This window comes from Streptomyces sp. NBC_00663, assembly GCF_036226885.1.
In the GTDB taxonomy this organism is placed as follows: domain Bacteria; phylum Actinomycetota; class Actinomycetes; order Streptomycetales; family Streptomycetaceae; genus Streptomyces.
Map to the genome: position 1 here is coordinate 355,933 of NZ_CP109027.1, position 17,441 is coordinate 373,373.

Here is a 17,441-nt window from a genome sequence, read left to right on the forward strand (position 1 = left end):
GTACCGGACGGTCCGTACCGGTGTCCTCACGCGGTGGTGCAGGACGTGCCGTTGAGGCTGAACGTGGACGGCTTGGCGAAGGCTCCGTCATACGTACCCTGGAACCCGAAGGAGACCTGGCCGCCCGGTGCGATGGACGCGTTGTAGGCCATACCGCCGGCCGTCACAGCTCCTGACGAGGGGGAGATCCCGGCGCCCCACGCACTCGTGACCTTCTGCCCGGACGGCAAGGTGAACGCGAGTTTCCACGCGTCGACGGGCGAGGAGCCCGTATTGGTCACGGTGACGTCCGCCGTGAACCCTCCCTGCCACACGTTCGTGCCGTAGGCCACCTTGCAGGCCGACGAGCCGCCCGTACCTCCGCCGGTGCCGCCGCCGAGGTTCACACTGGAGGAGAACGAGTTGACTGCCAGCCCCGCGCCGTTCTGCCAGGGCTCGAAGCCTGCCTGAATGCTCGTCAGGTACCAGTTGTCCTGGGCGAGTCCGCGGGAGACAGCCTGGCGGACGAAGTCCATCACGTCGAAGTTCCAGCTGTCGATCGCCGACGGCGCGACGAAGGACAGGACGTCGTTGCCGCCGTTGTTGCCGGACCACACCTGCCACTGACGCCCGGCCACGGTGGCGGAACCGACGGGTGAGCCCACCGGCTGCACGGAGCCCACACGGTTGAACCAGATCATGATCTCGGTGCGGTTCACACCGTCGGTGCGGGGTGTCGGGTCCAGCCAGATGTCGTACGCGGCGTCGTAGACCGCACCGCTCACATAGCTGTAGGAGATGCCCGTGGGCGCGCTCGCGATGGAGCTGAGCCGGGCCGGGAGGTTCGTGCCGGGCGAACAGTTGGTGTAGTGGCAGCCGTTGTACACGGAGGGGTACGACTTCGGGGCACCGTTCGTCGGAACCGAGCCGTCGGCCTGGGTGATCCTGAATCCCGAGTCCGTGACGGAGATGCACTGAGTGGCGCTGGTCCCCCAGCGGTTGTTCTGCACGACGTAGCGGCCCTGGATGGTGGTGCTGCCGAACGTCTCGCAGATCGTCGTGTCGGCTTGCGATGCGGGGGCTGAGCCCAGCAGCGCCGCGAGTGCGACGAGAGCGGTCAGCACGGCGCCCCACAGGGCTCGTGTTCCTGACTTGTGCTGTACGGGTTGCATGCAGTTCCTCCGCGGGTGCTTTCAAGAAGTGGCAGAGCGTTGGCCAGAGATTTGGGAGCGCTCCCAAAATGCGGACCATCACGATTGCGTGCATGCCCCTGACAAGAGCGTGAGGGGTCGTCCTCTAGCAATTCGGGTGCGCCGTCACTGATTTCGGAGTGCCGGACAGCCCCGGGGGGCGGGGCCGTCCGGCCAGGTGACCCCGTCCGCCTGCGGCTGGGGTCATGTACGCGGAGCCGTGGCGGGGGCTATTCGAGGAGCTCCGCGTACGAGCCCATGGCCAGTGCGATGTCGGCCTGGGCCCAGAACCGGTGGTAGGTGAAGACGGGGGCGGCTCCGCCCTTCAGGTAAGCCTCGATCTTCGACCATGCCGGATCGTTCTTGTAGAAGGACCGGAGGGAAAGGAAGGTCGACGAGGAGTTGATCGCGTCACCGTTCGGCATGGTGCCGGTCCAGCCGCTCGGCACGTCGACGCTGTCATTGAACCTGCCGTAGTCGGTGCGGGTCTCGGGGACGGCTATGCCGAGGCTGTCCCGGTAGTTGTTCCACATGCCGTCCAGCAGGGCCTTCGCCGTCGACTTGGCCGTCGCGTCACCGGATTTGGCCCCGTAGTAAGCGAGCGTCTTGGCGTACGCGGCGGCCACGCCGACGTCGTTGGTGTAGTCAGCGACAGTCACGTGAAGTCCACTGTTGGAGCCGGGACTTGACGCGTTCCACGTGTCGGGCTTGCCCGACCACTGGAGCGTGGAGGGGATCTGGTAGGTGCCGTCCGGGTTGATCGTGGTCTTGGACAGCGCCCACTTGACCCACTTGTCGAGGACCTGCTTGGCCTGGGCGTTACCCGTCTGCTGGTAGAGCTCGGCCACCCGCTCCATCGACCACGCCTGGAACCCGAACCACTGGTTGGAGGGCGGGTCGTGGTAGACGGGCTTCTCGTCGTAGTACATCCCGTAGAAGGTCGGCGTGCCCGACGGCGGCGTGGCGTAACGGCCCTGCCAGCTGTTGGTCGCCCCGCCCGCGATGGCCCCCTCGTCCGACTGCAACCACCGGTAGAACTCGATCTGGCGTTGCAGTGACTTGCTCCAGTCGCCCGCGCCCGTCGCCGACTTGGGCTTCAGGTCGGCGTAGGAGCTGAGCGCATAGGCCGCGAGAGGGTTCTGGTAGCCGCTGTGGGCGTGACTGGAGCCGATGCGCCAGGCCCAGCCGGCGCTGGTGTCGGCGGCGCCGCCCCAGGCGTAGTACCAGGACAGCAGGTAGTGCAAGGCGTCCTTGCCGGTGCCGGCCGGGCAGGCGGTCGGGCCTACGCAGTTGCCGATCTTCTTGAAGTACTTGTCGAACATGGCGTACCGCAGGTAGTCGCCCATCTTGGCCGCCTTGGCGACGGTGGCCGACACGTCGCCGCCCTTGCCCTGTTCCTTCGCCCAGACGTCAGCCCAGTACGCGGCCTGCACGGCACGCGCGTCGGCGTCCGGTGCGTCCGTGTACTTCCACTGCTTGGCGTAGGAGCTGTCTCCGGTGAACAGGTCCAGATAGCCGTTCTTGCCGCCGTACTTGAAGGCGTCGCAGGTCGGCTGCGGCACCGTCTCCCAGACCGATTCCTGAGGACCGCGCTGGAAGGTGTTCAGGTACGACGCCCCGCTCGCCGTGGGGCCGGCCTCGCAGTCGCCGCCCGGCGTGTTGCCGAAGCCGTAGACGTTGTCCACGTCCTCGATCCAGTGCATGCCGTAGACGTCGTCCGTGCCGTACGCCGACTTCAGCTCGCCCGCGATCGGGTCCGTTCCGACGGAGACCGACGCATCGAGCTTCACCGGGTACTCGTTCGGTGTGTCCGCCTCCGGCGCGTAGGTGGCCGGCTTGGAGGCGTTGTAGAAGCCGCTGGTGGGCTGGTCGGCATGGGTGGGGATCATGTACTTCTCCATCAGGGCCCAGGCACCGTTGAACTTGGACCAGTCCCCCGTGACCCTGCCGTACATCGCCTGCAACCACAGCAGATAACCGTAGGCCTCCGATGTCGTCTCGTGGCCCTGGTCCGGCGCCTCGACGATCAGCGTCTCCACCGAGTGGTACGGAATGCCCTGCGGGGAGAAGTAACCGTTCGCAGGATCGGTGATCTTGCCGTAGAGGTCCAGGAAGCGCGCGTCGTACGTCTTGGACGCGGCCAGCTCCGTGACGGCGACGGTCGCCTTCGCGTAGCCGGTGGCTGTTGCCGTGAACGTGGCCGCGCCGGTCCCCGAGGAGTCCGCGGTCACGGTCACCTGCTGCGCGGTGTTCCAGTTGGACGGCGTGAAGGTCAACGACGAGCCGCTGGTCACGGACAGACCGGTGTTGCCGCTTGTACGCTCCACGCTCACGGTCACGTTCGAGGCCGGCTGCGTGGAGAGCTTCACCGAGAAGGTTCCCGTCTTGCCCTGCTGCACGGCGAGTTGGCCGGGCGACAGGACAAGGGCCGGCCCCGCCGCGACATTGACGCCGACCGGCGTGGACTCTCCGGAGGCGCCCAGGCTGTCGTACGCCTTCGCCACCAGGGAATGACTGCCCACGGTCAAATCTGAAACGGACAGCGAGTACGGGGCACTCGTGTCGGTCCCGAGCAGGGTGGTGTCGTCGTAGAACTCCACCTTGCTGATCGTGGCGTTGTCGGCGGCCACCGCGGTAGCGGCGAGCGGGACCGGGTCTCCCTTGGTGTAGACCGCACCCGGCTTGGGGCTGGTCAGCACGGTCATCGGGGGCTGGTGCGCACCGTTGCAGGGCGTGCCGTTGACCGCGAAGGAGGTGGGCGCGGCGTTGGTTCCGCTGTAGCCGAACTGTGCGCCCGCGGACACGGCGGCACCTGCGGCGATGGTGGCGTTGTGCGAGGCGTTCTGCACCGTGACCGTCTGGCCCGACTGCGACCACGTGCCGTTCCAGCCGTTCACGAGCTTCTGGTTGCCCGTGTAGCCGTACGTCACGGTCCAGCCGTTGATGGCGTCGGTGCCGCGGTTGGTGAGGGTGAGATCGACGGTGAAGCCGGAGCCCCAGTCGTTGGTCCTGTAGTCGACGCTGCACTGAACACCCGCCGCCTGAGCAGGCGTTGGGCCGGTCGCGAGCATGGACAGGGGAAGGGCGAACGCGGCTGCGACGGCAGTCCACAACCGCCGCGCGGCTCTGCGATTACGTCCGGGATCCATGTGCTGGTTCCTCCTCGCCGTATACGGCTCGGTGGGGGGTCAAGGCCTGAACCAGTGGGAGCGCTCCCATATTGAGGACGGACACCGTTCACGTCAATACGTTGAGGAGTTGAATCGTTCGAACCGATTCGCTGTACAAAAAACTTAGCAACCACCCTGTGAAACTGCGGCCGTTGGCGCTAGCGTCCGTCGCACCAGTGGGAGCGGTTCCATCACTAGGCGCAGCCATCACGATGCGCCCGGCTGAAAGGACTCGCTCATGCGGCACCCCCCGCACACAGCACCTCTCATCGCCGCCCCTGCGGGCTGCGCTCATTTCGGCCTCGTCGACGCCTGTGGCACACGGCGTTCGTCGGCGAACCCGCACACGGCTACCGCTTCAGCGCTGCCCAGCGCCTGACCGCAGGCCGCCCAGCACGCCATCACCCCAACACCTGTCCACCACCGGGCACATGGCCGCCGCGCAGTGATCCGACGGGACCGCTTTCACTCCGTGGGCATCTCGACCGAACGCCTGCCCCTGCCCTGATGGCGGCAGTTGCACCCTTACCGCTCCGGGCAGGCGATCGCCTGCCCGCGTTGGAGCCGCTCGCACCCAGAAGGAGAAGGAACTCCTCTCATGAGTCGCACAAGAATGTCACTGCTCACCGCGCTGGCCCTGCTCACCGGGACCTCCGGCGCCGCGCTCATCGCCGGGCCTGCCGGCGCCAGCACCGCGGCCGCGCCCTGCACGGTGGACTACAAGGTGCAGAACCAGTGGGACACCGGCTTCACCGCCGCCGTCACCATCACCAACAACGGCGCGGCCAAGTCGAGTTGGTCGCTGAAGTGGTCGTACGCCGGGAACCAGAAGATCAGCAACGGCTGGAACGCGAAGGTCAGCCAGAGTGGCGCCTCCGTCACGGCCGCCAACGAGAGCTACAACGGCACGCTCGGCACCGGTGGTTCGGCCAGCTTCGGTTTCCAGGCGTCCTACAGCGGGACCAACGCGATTCCGGCCACGTTCACTCTCGACGGCGTGGCCTGCAACGTGGACGGTGGCGGGCCGACCGACCCCGGACCGACGGACCCCGGACCTACGGACCCCGGGCCGACCGACCCCGGACCCGGCGGGTCGAAGGCGGCCAACCCCTATGTCGGCGCCAAGGTGTACGTGAACCCCGAGTGGTCCGCGAAGGCGGCCGCCGAGCCGGGCGGCAGCCGTATCTCCAGCCAGCCGACCGCCGTGTGGCTGGACCGGATCGCCGCCATCAACGGCGTCAACGGCGGCATGGGTCTGCGCGCTCACCTGGACGAGGCGCTGAAGCAGAAGGGGAGCGGTGAACTCGTCGTCCAGCTGGTCATCTACGACCTGCCCGGTCGTGACTGCGCGGCCCTGGCCTCCAACGGCGAACTGGGACCGAACGACCTCGACAAGTACAAGTCCCAGTACATCGACCCGATCACCTCGATCCTGTCCGAGTCGAAGTACGCGGGCCTGCGGATCGCCACCGTCATCGAGCCCGACTCGCTGCCCAACCTGGTGACCAACGCGGGCGGGACCAACACCACCACCGACGCGTGCGTGACCATGAAGAGCAACGGCAACTACGAGAAGGGCGTCTCCTACGCCCTGGACAAGCTCGGTGCTCTGGCGAACGTCTACAACTACATCGACGCGGGCCACCACGGATGGCTCGGCTGGGACAGCAACCTGGGCCCGTCGGTACAGGAGTTCGCCAAGGTCGCCACCTCCAACGGCGCGAGCATGAGCGATGTGACCGGCTTCATCGTCAACACCGCCAACTACAGCCCTGCCAAGGAGCCCAACTTCAAGGTCACCGACTCGGTGAACGGGCAGACCATACGCCAGTCGAAGTGGGTGGACTGGAACCAGTACGTGGACGAGCAGTCGTTCGCGCTCGGGCTGCGGGACAAGCTGGTCGCGGCCGGGTTCGACTCCGGTCTCGGCATGCTGATCGACACCTCGCGCAACGGCTGGGGCGGATCCGCCCGGCCCGCCGGCCCCGGCCCGCTGACCTCCGTGGATGCCTACGTCGACGGCAGCCGCGTCGACCGGCGCATCCATGCCGGCAACTGGTGCAACCAGAGCGGTGCCGGAATCGGTGAGCGACCCACCGCGGCGCCCGCCGCCGGGATCGACGCCTACGTGTGGGTCAAGCCCCCGGGGGAGTCCGACGGCAACAGCGCCGCCATCCCCAACGACGAGGGCAAGGGCTTCGACCGGATGTGCGATCCCACCTACGGCGGCAACGCCCGCAACGGCAACAACCCCACCGGCGCGCTGGCCAACGCACCGCTCGCCGGGCACTGGTTCTCCGCCCAGTTCCAGCAGCTCATGCAGAACGCCTACCCGCCCCTGCCGTAACCCTGTCCCGCGCGGCCCGGTACCACCGGCGCATGTGATCCCCGTAGTGCGCCAACTCAGCGGAAGGCAGGGCCCGGTCCCCAGTGAAGTCTGGGGACCGGGCGCGGTGGGTGTCCGAAGTTGCTGAACGGCTCGTGCGGTCGGTCGGGCTAGGTGGTCATCCGGTCATGTTGCCCATCTTCCAGATGGTCATGGACTTGACGGTGCTGCCGTCGCCGAAGAGGCGCAGGCCGAGGGAGTCCTGTCGGAAGGGGTAGGCGCGGGTGGTGATGGACTTGTGGTTGTTCGCGTACGCCTCGATCATCGAGCGGTCGAGGAACACGTCGAGGGTCAGGGTGCCGTTGGAGAGAGCCAGCGGGCCCTTGTGGATGCCGAAGCTGGGCTCGGCGCTGGAGTTGTTCCCGGACCGTGTCCGGTCCACGCCCAGCTGTCCCGCAGGGGCGTCGTAGAACAGGCGGGTCCGTTCCTCGTCTGAGGGACTGCGGAGCACGTCGAGGCCGAACATGTCGGCGCTGCCTCGCTCCAGAGTCAGCTTGATGTGGAGCATGTCCCCCTTGATGCCGGCCAGCCGGGTGTTGGCGTCGGCGAGGGAGGTCGGGGCGCTGATGTCCAGGAGCGGCTCGCCGGTGTGAAGGCGGGAAACCTCCTCCACGGGGCGGAATCCGAGGTCCCCGTCCGGCCGCATGGACAGCTCGATGGGCAGGCCCGCGTTGTGGGCCCAGCCGGCGTCGTAGTGGGCACGTTCGGTGCGTCGGTCCTGGGCGATGCTGAAGACGAGGGAGCGGCCCTTGTCGTCCACCGTTCCGCTGGGGCCGGTGAAGTGGTCGCCGTAGTCCATGAGCCGGGGCTCGGTGGTGTCGGGGGTCCAGCGGCGGGCCTGGGCGTCCCAGGTGCCGACCCAGTAGTAGACGTACTTGCTGCTGTACTCGCCGGGGCCGGCGGGGAAGGCCGGGTTGATGAGCAGGGCCCGGCGCTCGCGGCCTTGGGCGTCCTTTCCGATGGGCAGGAAGGTGGGCAGTTCCCAGACCTGGCCGGTCTTGGGGTGGGCTGCCACGTCGCCGACCATGAGGGGGCCGGAGTAGGTCCAGTCGGTGAGGTTCTTGGAGGTGTAGAGGAGGGCGGTGCCGCCGACGTCGGTGCCCGAGGTGGTCTGGATGCCGGAGCCCATCAGCTGGAACCAGGTGTCTCCCTCCTTCCAGACGAACGGGTCGCGGAAGTCGCCGAAGCGGACCTTGCGTCCGGCGCCGACGTTCAGGTCGGCGCTCTGGCTGGTGACGAGGGTGGGATGCATCTTCCACTCGACCAGGTCGCTGTCGGCGGGGTCGACGGGGCGGGCGAGTCCGGTCGCCTGGTTGGGGCGCTGGGAGTCGTTGCCGGCGGTGAAGAGCAGGACGGGCACGCCGTTCTCGTCGTAGGCGGCGTCGCCGGACCAGACTCCGTCGGGGGCCACGCTGTCCTCTGTGGGCGCGAGGGCGACGGGCAGGTCGCGCCAGTGGACCAGGTCCTCGCTCACCGCGTGTCCCCAGGCGATGTTGTGCCAGTAGGGGCCGTGGGAGTTGTGCTGGTAGAAGAGGTGGTACTTGCCCTTGTACTGGATGGGGGCGTGGGGTTCGTTCATCCAGTGGTTCGGGGCGGTGAAGTGGTAGCCGGGACGGTAGCGGTCACCGTCGTAGCGGGAGCGGTCCATCTCCATCCGCGCCTTGGGAGTGATGCCGCCCGCGAAGGTCTGTACGTCCTTCTGGTGCCCGGCTGTGACCGACGCCGGGGTGAGGGCGCTGTTGTGGACCTTCACCTCGTCGATGAGCCCGTTGAACATGTTGACGGCGAAGGTGCCGTTGATGATGGCGGGCTGGTTGTGGCGGCCGATGATCACGGGAACGTCGGCCTCGGCCAGCCGCGCGTTGGTGGGGATGGCGGTCTGGGCGACCTGCTCACCGTTGAGGAAGAGCCTGATGGCCCCCTCGCCCGGCGCGAACACGGCCGACAGGTGCGCCCACTTGCCCGCGGCCAGGGCCGCCGACTTCGGGACCGTCACCTCGTACCATGCGTCGCCGGTTCCGATGCCGAACTGCCACCTGCCGTGTCGGCCGACGCCGAGGGAGAATCCCCGCTTGGCCGCCTTGTCCTGCTGGTTGACGACGGCGGACGGCTTGCCGTCGTCGCCCCATTCGAACGCACGCGGCGCGACCCACGCCTCGACGGTCAGGCCGTCGGTGGACAAGTGCGTCTGCGACGCGGCCCGGGTGACCCAGGTGGAGTAGCCGTCGAAGAGCAGGGCGCCGGAGAGCACACCGTCGGCCTCGTTCTTCGGGCGCCAGAGCGGGTCGCTGTCCGGCTTGTACTGCGCGTCGTTGAAGACGTAGCTGATGGGGTCGGCGGCCTGGCTGACCTTCTCCCTGGTCGTGGTGCCATGGCCCTCGCTGAAGTCCCAGTGGGCGGCGAGTCCGCTCTCGGAGGGATCGGGTGCGGGGTCGGTGCCGACGCGGACGTCGTCGAGGTTGATGTGACCCCAGCCGCCGGTGGCCCTGTCCACGGCGGTGACGCGCAGTTGCTCGCCGAGGTGTTCGCGGGCGTCCCAGGTGACGCGGCGATACGCTTCGTCGTCGGTGCCGGTGGCTTTGTACAGGACGGTTCCGTCGAGGGTGGTCAGGGCGACGTGTAGATCGTTCTCGTTACGGCCGCCGGAGACCAGGACGCTGACCATGCCGGTGCCGGTGAGGGTGAACGGCTCGGACGTCACCGTCCCGGTGGCGGCGTCACCACCCGCGGCGAACCCCCACACGTGGTAGGAGCCCTGCTGGTTGAAGCAGCAGCCCCACCCCCAGCCCGGGGCGTCGGTGACGGCCCCGGTGAAGGCGGTTCCGGTGGTGGTCCAGCCGCTGAGGTCGCCGGTCTCGAAACCGGGGTTCGACAGGCTGGTTCCGGTCGCGTCGGCGCTCTGCGTCATCAGGGGAGACGTCAGGCCCAGGCATATCGCGAGCGCGAGCAGCAGCCGTATCAGACTGCTTCTGGTCGTGGACCGCGATGGTGCACGGGTTCGCATACGAACCTCCGTCGGTGTGGGGTGGGGTTGGTCGGGCGGAGCGGGACGCCGGCCCCGAGGCGCGGCACTGCCCGGGTGCTACGCGTATGTGGGGCGGGGCCGGGGTTCAGGAGCGTCGGACGGGGACGTTGACGTCGGCGACGTTGATGTGGCCCCAGCCGCCGTCGGCCCGGTCGACGACCTCGATGCAGATCCGGTCGCCGATGTGTGCGGAGAGGTCGAGGACGACGCGGCGGTACTGCTCGGTGCTGCGGCCGGTGGCCTTGGCCAGTACCTTGCCGTCGTCGGCCCGGACGGCTGCCGCGTAGAGCCGGTCGGGGTCGTCGCCGCCGGACACGAGCAGGTCGATCACGCCGTCGCCGCCGAGGACGACGGTGGTGGAGCGCAGGACGCCGGTGGCGCCGTCGCCGCCTCCAGAGGGGTTGAAGCCCCACAGGTGGTGGCCGGTCGGGTCGTCCTCGGTCTCGGCCTGGTAGAAGGGTCCGCCCCAGCCCCAGTCGGTGCGGGTGGTGACGTTGGCGTCGCTGAAGGTCGTGCCGGAGACGACGGTCCATCCGGTCAGGTCGCCGGTGGCGAAGTCGTGGTTGGGCAGTGCGTCGACGTCCGCCGGGCGCGGCGGATCGTACGCGGCGGGTGCGGCCGGCGTGTCGTAGGCGCCGTTCATGCGCCAGACGTCCAGGGACACGACGCGCGCCGATCCGCCCTCGCTGGTCAGGCGCAGGCCGGTGGCGTCCTCTCGGGTGGGGTAGACACGGCTGGTGATGCTGTTGGTGCCGTTGACGTACGCCTCCAGCATCGAGCGGTCGAGCAGGACCCTGAGCGTGAGGAGCCCGCCGTCGAGGTCCACGCTGCCGCCGTGGATGCCCTTGCGGACGTCCGGGTCGAGGCTGGAGCGGCCTCGGTCGATCAGGAAACGCCGCTCGACCGTGTCGTAGGTCAGCAGGGTCTCCTCGGTGCCGTCGGCGCAGGCCCGGACCGCCAGGGTGATCGTCCGTGCGCCGCGCGGCTCGATGACGGCGCTGATGTCCAGCAGGTCGCCGCGGACGTCGGCGAGGCGCCGGTTCGCTTCCGCCACCGAGGTCTGCCGGATGCGGGCGAGTCGCGGGCCCCGCAGACTCGCGGCCTCGGCGATCGGTTCGACCCCGAGGGTGCCGTCCTGGCGCAGGGAGACGGACACGGGCATGCCGGCGTTGTGCGCCCAGCCGGACTGGGCGTGCTGCTGCTCGGTGCGACGGTCCTGGGTGATGCTGAAGACCACGGACCTGCCGTCGGGGGTGACGAAGCCGGACGGGCCGGTGAAGTGCTCACCGAAGTCGAACTCGCGGGGCTTGTCGTGGTCGGGCACGAAGCGGTGCTCGCGCTTGTCGAAGGTGCCGATCCAGTAGTAGGTGTGCTTGACGGCGTTCGGGTTGAATCCTTCCCACCATGGAGAGATCAGCAGGATGTGCTTGCCGGTGCGCCCGCCGCGGGGGCCGGGGAGCGGGAGAAGCACCGGAAGCTCCCACACCTCACCGGGCTCGGGCAGAGCGGCGAGGTCGTTCCAGTGCAGCGGACCCTGGTACGTCCAGGGCCCTTCGGGTCTGCGGGCGGTGTGGAGCAGAGCGGTTCCGCCGTACTTGCGGGTGACCTGTGCGCCGTCGTAGTCGACGATGCCGCTGCCGACGAGCTGGTACCAGATGCCGTCCTCCTGCCAGACGAACGGGTCGCGGAAGTTCTCCGCCCACGCGGTTCCCGGGCCGGCCGGGAGACCGGCCGGGGCTTCGGTGACCGGTTCGGAGCGCATCGTCCAGGTGGGCAGGTCGGTGTCGGCGTCGGCCTGATAGGTGGACACGGCGAGCCCGGTGCGCTGGCGGTAGGGCAGCCGGTCGTCGCCGCCGGTGAAGAACAGGACCGGTCCGCGCTCGCCGTCGACGCAGGCGGAGCCCGACCAGATGCCGTCCGGGCCGGCCGAGTCCGCGGCGGGGGCGAGGGCGATGGGGAGGTCACGCCAGTGCACCAGGTCGGTGCTGACGGCGTGCCCCCAGTGGATCTGGCCCCAGAACGGTCCGAGCGGATCGTGCTGGTAGAAGAGGTGGTACTTGCCCTTGAAGTACACGGGCGCGTGCGGCTCGTTCATCCAGTGCCAGGGCGGCAGCAGGTGTAACTGGGGACGGTGCCGGTCGCCGTCGAAACGGGTCCGGTGGGGGGTCAGGTCCGGGCGGGGCACACGGTGACCGGGCAGTGCGGCGACCTTCTCGGCGTGCTCGCGCTGGGCCGTCGCGTCGTCCAGGGCGCCCGGGCGGATCACGAGGCTGTCCATCAGGCCCATGTACATGTTGGCGTGGAACTCGCCGTTGAGCAGGGTCGGACGGTTGTGCTTCCCGATGAGGAGCGGTTCGCCGGGAGCCGGCTCGGGGGTCTTGTCCGGGGTGGCGGCGGTGCCGATCAGGTGTCCGTCGAGGTAGAGGCGCAGTTGGTGGGCGGGCGGGTCGTAGGTGGCCGTGACGTGGCTCCATCTGCCCTTGGCGGCCGGCCGGTCCGGGGCGCCCTTGACCTCGATCAGGTCGGTGCCGAAGCCCAGCTGGAAGACGATCTGCCCGAAGCGGCGCAGTCCGAGCAGGAAGCCGGTCCTCGCGCCCGGGTCGTGCTGGTTGACCAGGGCCTGAGGCTTGCCGTCGATGCCGTGCTCGTAGGCGTAGGGGGCGATCCACACGTCGACGGTCATACCGCCGGCGAGGTCGAGCCCACCGGGCCCCTCGGCGGTGACGCAGGTGGAGTAGCCGTCGAAGTACAGGGCCCTGCCGCGCACGCCACGGCGGCGTACGGGGTCGCTGTCGGGCTTGTACCGGGCGTCGTTGAAGACGTAGTCCACCGGGGTGGCCGATCCGGAGACCGCCTCGCGGGTGAGGGCGCCGGACCGTTCGTCGAAGTCCCAACGAGCGGTGGGCTCTTGAGGGCCGGACCGATCGCCGGTGGCGGCGAAGGCGGGGGCGAACGAGAGCGGTACGACGGCACCGCCGACTGCGGCGGATACGACCCCAAGGGCTGTTCTTCTCCTCATGCTGCCTCCTGGGCTGCGTGACAGAGGGCGACCTGACGGCCTGCCAATTCGATTTAGGTGATGAGTCGGCATGGTTCGGGCGCCGTCGCCGCTAAAGCAAGAGCTAACGCATACGAATTTCGACTTCGCGCCACCCAGAGGTGCGCAAATCGCTATGAAAAGGCACCGTTACGCAGGCGAGATGTCCGGGGTGTTGACACCGCATGACAGGTGAAGCACTCTCATCGCATCTTGCTAATCCGATTTAGCCGAGCGGAGCTGATCCACCGATGTCCGAACGCCGCGTGACCATGGCCGACGTCGCCCGCGAGGCGGGCGTATCGCCGACGACCGCGTCGTTCGCCCTGTCCGGCCGCACCGACATGCGCATCTCCGACGCCTCCCGGGAACGGGTCCTGGAAGCGGCCAGGCAGCTGGGCTACCGCCCGAACGTCACCGCACGAAGCCTGCGGACGAAGTCCACGCAGACCATCGGACTCGTCTCGGACCGGATCACCACCACTCCGTTCGCCGGCGACGTCATCCGCGGCGCCATGGAGGCCGCCCGCGAGCAGGACCACCTGCTGTTCATCACGGAAGCCGGCGGCGACCGCGCCGCCGAGTCCTCGCTGGTCCACGCGCTGCTGGACCGCCAGGTCGACGCGGTGATCTACGCGACGATGTTCACCCGGTACGTCACTCCCCCCAAGGAGCTGTTCGGGCGCCGCGTCGTGCTGCTGAACTGCCTGGCCCCCGGCTTCGACGCGCCCTCCGTGGTCCCCGACGAACTGGAGGCCGGCCGGGACGCGGCCCGCGCCCTGCTGACGGCCGGTCACACCGAGGGCATCTGGGCGATCGGCGGCCACCAGGCCGTCCCGGCCACCCCCGAGGGGATCATCGCCGGCAACGAGCGCATGCGCGGCCTGGAGGAAGTGCTCCGCGAGGGCGGCGCCCGCCTCGACGGCGTCATCGAGTGCGACTGGGACACCCTGGACGGCTACCGGGAGGTGTCCGCCCTGCTGGCGGCCGGGACCCGCCCCCGGGCCCTGGTGTGCCTGGCCGACAGGGTGTCCTTCGGCGCCTACCAGGCACTGGGCGAGGCGGGACTGTCGGTGCCGGGCGACGTGTCGGTGATCTCGTTCGACGACCAGGACATCGCCTCCGTGCTGCGGCCTGCGCTCACCACGCTGAAACTGCCGCACCACCAGCTCGGACGCCTCGCCGTGGAACTGATCCTCCGCGGCGGGCCGCTTGAGGCGGCCGTACACCGCGTGCCCATGCCGCTGCGGGAGCGCGCCTCGCTCGGGGCCCCCGCCGGGCGGTGACACCGGCACCGCAAAACAGTCGTCCCGCCGCCCGTTCCGATGGTTCCGGAGCGGGCGGCGGGACGGCCACCAAGAACAGCGACCGTCGCAACCGGTCGCCCAGGGCGGGTCCTGCAAGACCCGCCTCCGTGAGATGGAGGAACCTCGTGGTGTTCAGAACAAGGCGCCTCGCTGCTGCGAGTGTAGCCGCCGCGGCGGCGACCGCACTCGTCGCCGGCTGCGCGTCCGGCAGTGGCGGGAACTCGTCCGGGGCCAGCGGTGACACGCTGACCCTGTGGACGCACAACGCCGGCAACTCGGCCGAGCTCGATGTCGTCAAGAAGATCATCAAGGACTTCAACGGCTCCCAGGACAAGTACACGGTCAAGTTGCAGTCGTTCCCACAGACCGACTACAACAACTCCGTCGTGGCCGCCGCCTCGGCCCGCAAGCTGCCCTGCCTGCTCGACGTGGACGGCCCCAACGTGGCGAACTGGGCCTGGGGCGGCTACCTGGCCCCCATCGACGTCGCCGGCAGCGAGGTCCCGGTGTCCGACCAGCTCGACAGCACCGTCGGAACCTACCGGGACAAGCTCTACTCCTTCGGTTTCTACGACGTCTCCTTGGCCTTCTTCGCCCGCAAGTCCGTCCTGAACGAGAACGGCATCCGCATCCCCACCATGGACAAGCCCTGGACCAAGGGCGAGTTCGACGCCGCCCTGGCCAAGCTGAAGAAGAGCGGCAAGTTCGCCTACCCGCTGGAGATGGGCACCGGAGGCAGCGGCGAGTGGTGGCCGTACGCCTACTCCCCACAGCTTCAGAGCTTCGGCGGCGACCTCATCGACCGCGACGGGTACAAGACCGCCTCCGGCACCCTCGACGGCAAGGAGTCCGTGGAGTGGGGCAACTGGTTCCGCTCGTTGGTGACCAAGGGCTACCTGGCCAAGAAATCCGGCGCCGACCCCAACAAGGACTTCCTGGCCGGCAAGAGCGCCATCCAGTGGGACGGCAGCTGGAACGCGGCCAAGAACGCCGAGAAGCTCGGCGACGACCTGGCGATCATCCCGCCGGTCGACTTCGGCAAGGGCCCGAAGATCGGCGGCGCCTCCTGGCAGTGGGCCATGAGCTCCACCTGCTCCAACAAGGACGGCGCTCAGGAGTGGCTGAAGTTCTCCCGCCAGACCAAGTACTTCGTCGACTACGCCAAGGCCACCAGCACCATCCCCGCGACCGACGAGGCAGCCACACAGATCGAGGACTACCGGCCGGGCGGAAAGTTCGCCGTGCTCGGCCGGTTCGCGCAGAAGTACGCGACGCTGCGCCCGGTCACCCCGGCCTACCCCTACATCTCCACCGAGTTCCAGAAGGCGGCCCAGGACATCCTCGCGGGAGCCGACCCCAAGACCGCCCTCGGCCAGGCCGCGAAGAACATCGACAACAACCTGAAGACGAACAACAACTACTCAGGCTGACCCGCCCCGGTCCGGTTCGGGCCCCCGACCGCACCGCCCGAACCGGACCGGCTCCCTGGAGATACCGTGACCACCAACACCGCAGCCCCCGAGCGGCTGCGTCCGGTCCGGCGAACCCGCACGAACAACGCCCGTCGCCGTGAGAGCCTCACCGCCCTCGGCATGGCCACCCCGGCCGTCGTGCTGCTGATCGTCTTTCTCGTCGTACCGGTCGCCCTCGCCTTCGCTCTGGCCTTCACCGACGCGAGGCTCATCTCGCCCACCCCGGCCCGCTTCGTGGGCCTGAGGAACTTCACCCAGCTCTTCGAAGACCCGGTCTTCTACAAGTCCCTGCGCAACACGGTGTACTTCGCCGTGGTCGTCGTACCGCTCCAGGCCGGCCTCGCCCTGGTCCTGGCGCTGCTCGTCAACGCGAAAGTGCGGGGCGTCAACTTCTTCCGCACCGTCTACTTCCTGCCGGTCGTCACCTCGATGGTTGTGGTGTCCCTCCTGTGGACCTTCCTCTACCGCGAGGACGGCCTGGTCAACCGCGTCATCTCGACGCTCACCCTCGGCCATGTCCAGGGCCCGGACTGGCTGGGTGACCCGGCCACCGCGATGCCCGCCATCATCTTGATGTCGGTCTGGCAAGGCGTCGGCTTCCACATGATCATCTGGCTGGCCGGTCTCCAGACCATCCCCGCCGAGCTGTACGAGGCCGCCGAACTCGACGGAGCCACCCCCTGGCACCGCTTCCGCCACGTCACCTGGCCCGGACTGCGCGCCACACGCACCTTCGTGCTCGTCACCATCACCATCGCGGCGTTCAGCCTCTTCACCCAGATCAGGGTGATGACCCAGGGCGGCCCGCTCGACTCCACCACCACCGTCGTCTTCCAGGCGGTGCGCACCGGCTACGACCAGCAGCAGACCGCCTACGCGGCGGCCATCTCACTGGTCTTCTTCCTGCTCGTCCTGACCGTGTCGCTCATCCAGCGGTTCCTGACCCGGGAGAAGGACTGACATGACCTCCCTCCTCAAGCGGATCAGCGGCCACGCCGGCCGCATCGTCCTGGCCCTGGTCTTCGCACTCCCCCTGCTCTTCATGCTGGTCTCGTCGCTCAAGACCGACGACCAGATCTTCGGCGACCTCGGCTCCCCGCGCGCCTTCCTCCCGGTCGGCGCCCTGTCGCTGGACAACTACACGGCCATGTTCGACCGGGTCCCCGCGGCACGGTTCCTGCTGAACTCCGTGCTGATCTCCTCGATCACGGTGGTCCTCGGCGTCATCATCAACAGCCTGGCCGCCTTCGCGCTCTCACGCATGCAATGGCCGGGCCGCAGGCTCGTCCTGACCACCGTCATCGCCACCCTCATCGTGCCGTTCGAGACCTTCGCGCTGCCGCTGGTGTGGTGGGTCAACCAACTGCCGCTGCTGCGCGTGAACGGCTTCCACCTGGAGTGGACCACCGGATGGATGGACACCTACCAGGTGCAGATCCTCCCGTTCGCCGCCAATGCCTTCTCGATCTTCTTCTTCCACCAGTTCTTCCAGAGCATCCCCAAGGAACTCGACGAAGCGGCGATCATGGACGGCGCCGGCTGGTTCACCATCTACCGCCGCATCGTGATGCCCCTGTCCGGCCCGGCCGTCGCCACCGTCGCCATCCTCACCTTCCTGCCCGCCTGGAACTCCTACCTGTGGCCGCTGATGGTCGTCCAGAGCGAGGAACTGCGACCGGTGATGGTCGGCATCTCCTACTTCTTCCAGCTCAACGTGGGCTGGGGCCAGATCATGGCCTACTCGTCCATGATCACCGTGCCGATCCTCGCCCTGTTCGTGGCGTTCCAGCGGTCGTTCGTCAACAGCATCGCCTCCACCGGCGTCAAGGGCTGACCCCCGCACCGCACTGACGGTTCCGCCGCGTCCTCATGACT

9 protein-coding genes are annotated in these 17,441 nt (G+C 68.4%); 5 read left to right on the forward strand and 4 right to left on the reverse strand.

Features of this window, described 5'->3' with window-relative positions; all coding sequences use genetic code 11:
• Positions 1 to 26: 26 nt before the first annotated feature.
• Both OG866_RS01670 and OG866_RS01675 read right to left on the reverse strand, forming a co-directional pair.
• Complete coding sequence (locus tag OG866_RS01670; RefSeq protein ID WP_329331458.1) at positions 27 to 1,151, reverse strand: GH12 family glycosyl hydrolase domain-containing protein; 1,125 nt, start codon at positions 1,149 to 1,151, stop codon at positions 27 to 29.
• 248 nt (positions 1,152 to 1,399) lie between these two features.
• Positions 1,400 to 4,318 (reverse strand): glycoside hydrolase family 48 protein, encoded by a 2,919-nt coding sequence (locus tag OG866_RS01675; protein WP_329331459.1) that lies wholly within the window; start codon positions 4,316 to 4,318, stop codon positions 1,400 to 1,402.
• Positions 4,319 to 4,937: 619 nt separating this feature from the next.
• Here OG866_RS01675 and OG866_RS01680 point away from each other — a divergent pair.
• Positions 4,938 to 6,686 carry a glycoside hydrolase family 6 protein gene (locus tag OG866_RS01680; protein WP_329331460.1) on the forward strand — a complete coding sequence of 583 codons (1,749 nt, stop codon included), beginning with the start codon at positions 4,938 to 4,940 and terminating at the stop codon, positions 6,684 to 6,686.
• A 157-nt stretch (positions 6,687 to 6,843) separates the two neighbouring features.
• Here OG866_RS01680 and OG866_RS01685 read toward each other — a convergent pair whose 3' ends face one another.
• Together OG866_RS01685 and OG866_RS01690 are read right to left on the reverse strand one after the other, a co-directional pair.
• Positions 6,844 to 9,729, reverse strand: a complete 2,886-nt coding sequence (locus OG866_RS01685; RefSeq protein ID WP_329331461.1) for a GH32 C-terminal domain-containing protein — start codon at positions 9,727 to 9,729, stop codon at positions 6,844 to 6,846.
• A gap of 106 nt (positions 9,730 to 9,835) precedes the next feature.
• On the reverse strand, positions 9,836 to 12,769 hold the full coding sequence (locus tag OG866_RS01690) for a GH32 C-terminal domain-containing protein (protein ID WP_329331462.1): 2,934 nt from the start codon (positions 12,767 to 12,769) through the stop codon (positions 9,836 to 9,838).
• A gap of 269 nt (positions 12,770 to 13,038) precedes the next feature.
• Here OG866_RS01690 and OG866_RS01695 point away from each other — a divergent pair, with 269 nt between their 5' ends.
• The 4 genes from OG866_RS01695 to OG866_RS01710 all read left to right on the forward strand — a co-directional run bounded on the left by OG866_RS01695 (position 13,039) and on the right by OG866_RS01710 (position 17,400).
• A complete protein-coding gene (locus tag OG866_RS01695) occupies positions 13,039 to 14,073 on the forward strand; it encodes a LacI family DNA-binding transcriptional regulator (RefSeq protein WP_329331463.1) in 1,035 nt (344 codons plus the stop codon).
• 146 nt (positions 14,074 to 14,219) lie between these two features.
• Complete coding sequence (locus tag OG866_RS01700; RefSeq protein ID WP_329331464.1) at positions 14,220 to 15,524, forward strand: ABC transporter substrate-binding protein; 1,305 nt, start codon at positions 14,220 to 14,222, stop codon at positions 15,522 to 15,524.
• Positions 15,525 to 15,590: 66 nt separating this feature from the next.
• Positions 15,591 to 16,526 (forward strand): carbohydrate ABC transporter permease, encoded by a 936-nt coding sequence (locus tag OG866_RS01705; RefSeq protein WP_329331465.1) that lies wholly within the window; start codon positions 15,591 to 15,593, stop codon positions 16,524 to 16,526.
• 1 nt (position 16,527) lies between these two features.
• A complete protein-coding gene (locus OG866_RS01710; protein WP_329331466.1) occupies positions 16,528 to 17,400 on the forward strand; it encodes a carbohydrate ABC transporter permease in 873 nt (290 codons plus the stop codon).
• Positions 17,401 to 17,441 lie beyond the last annotated feature (41 nt).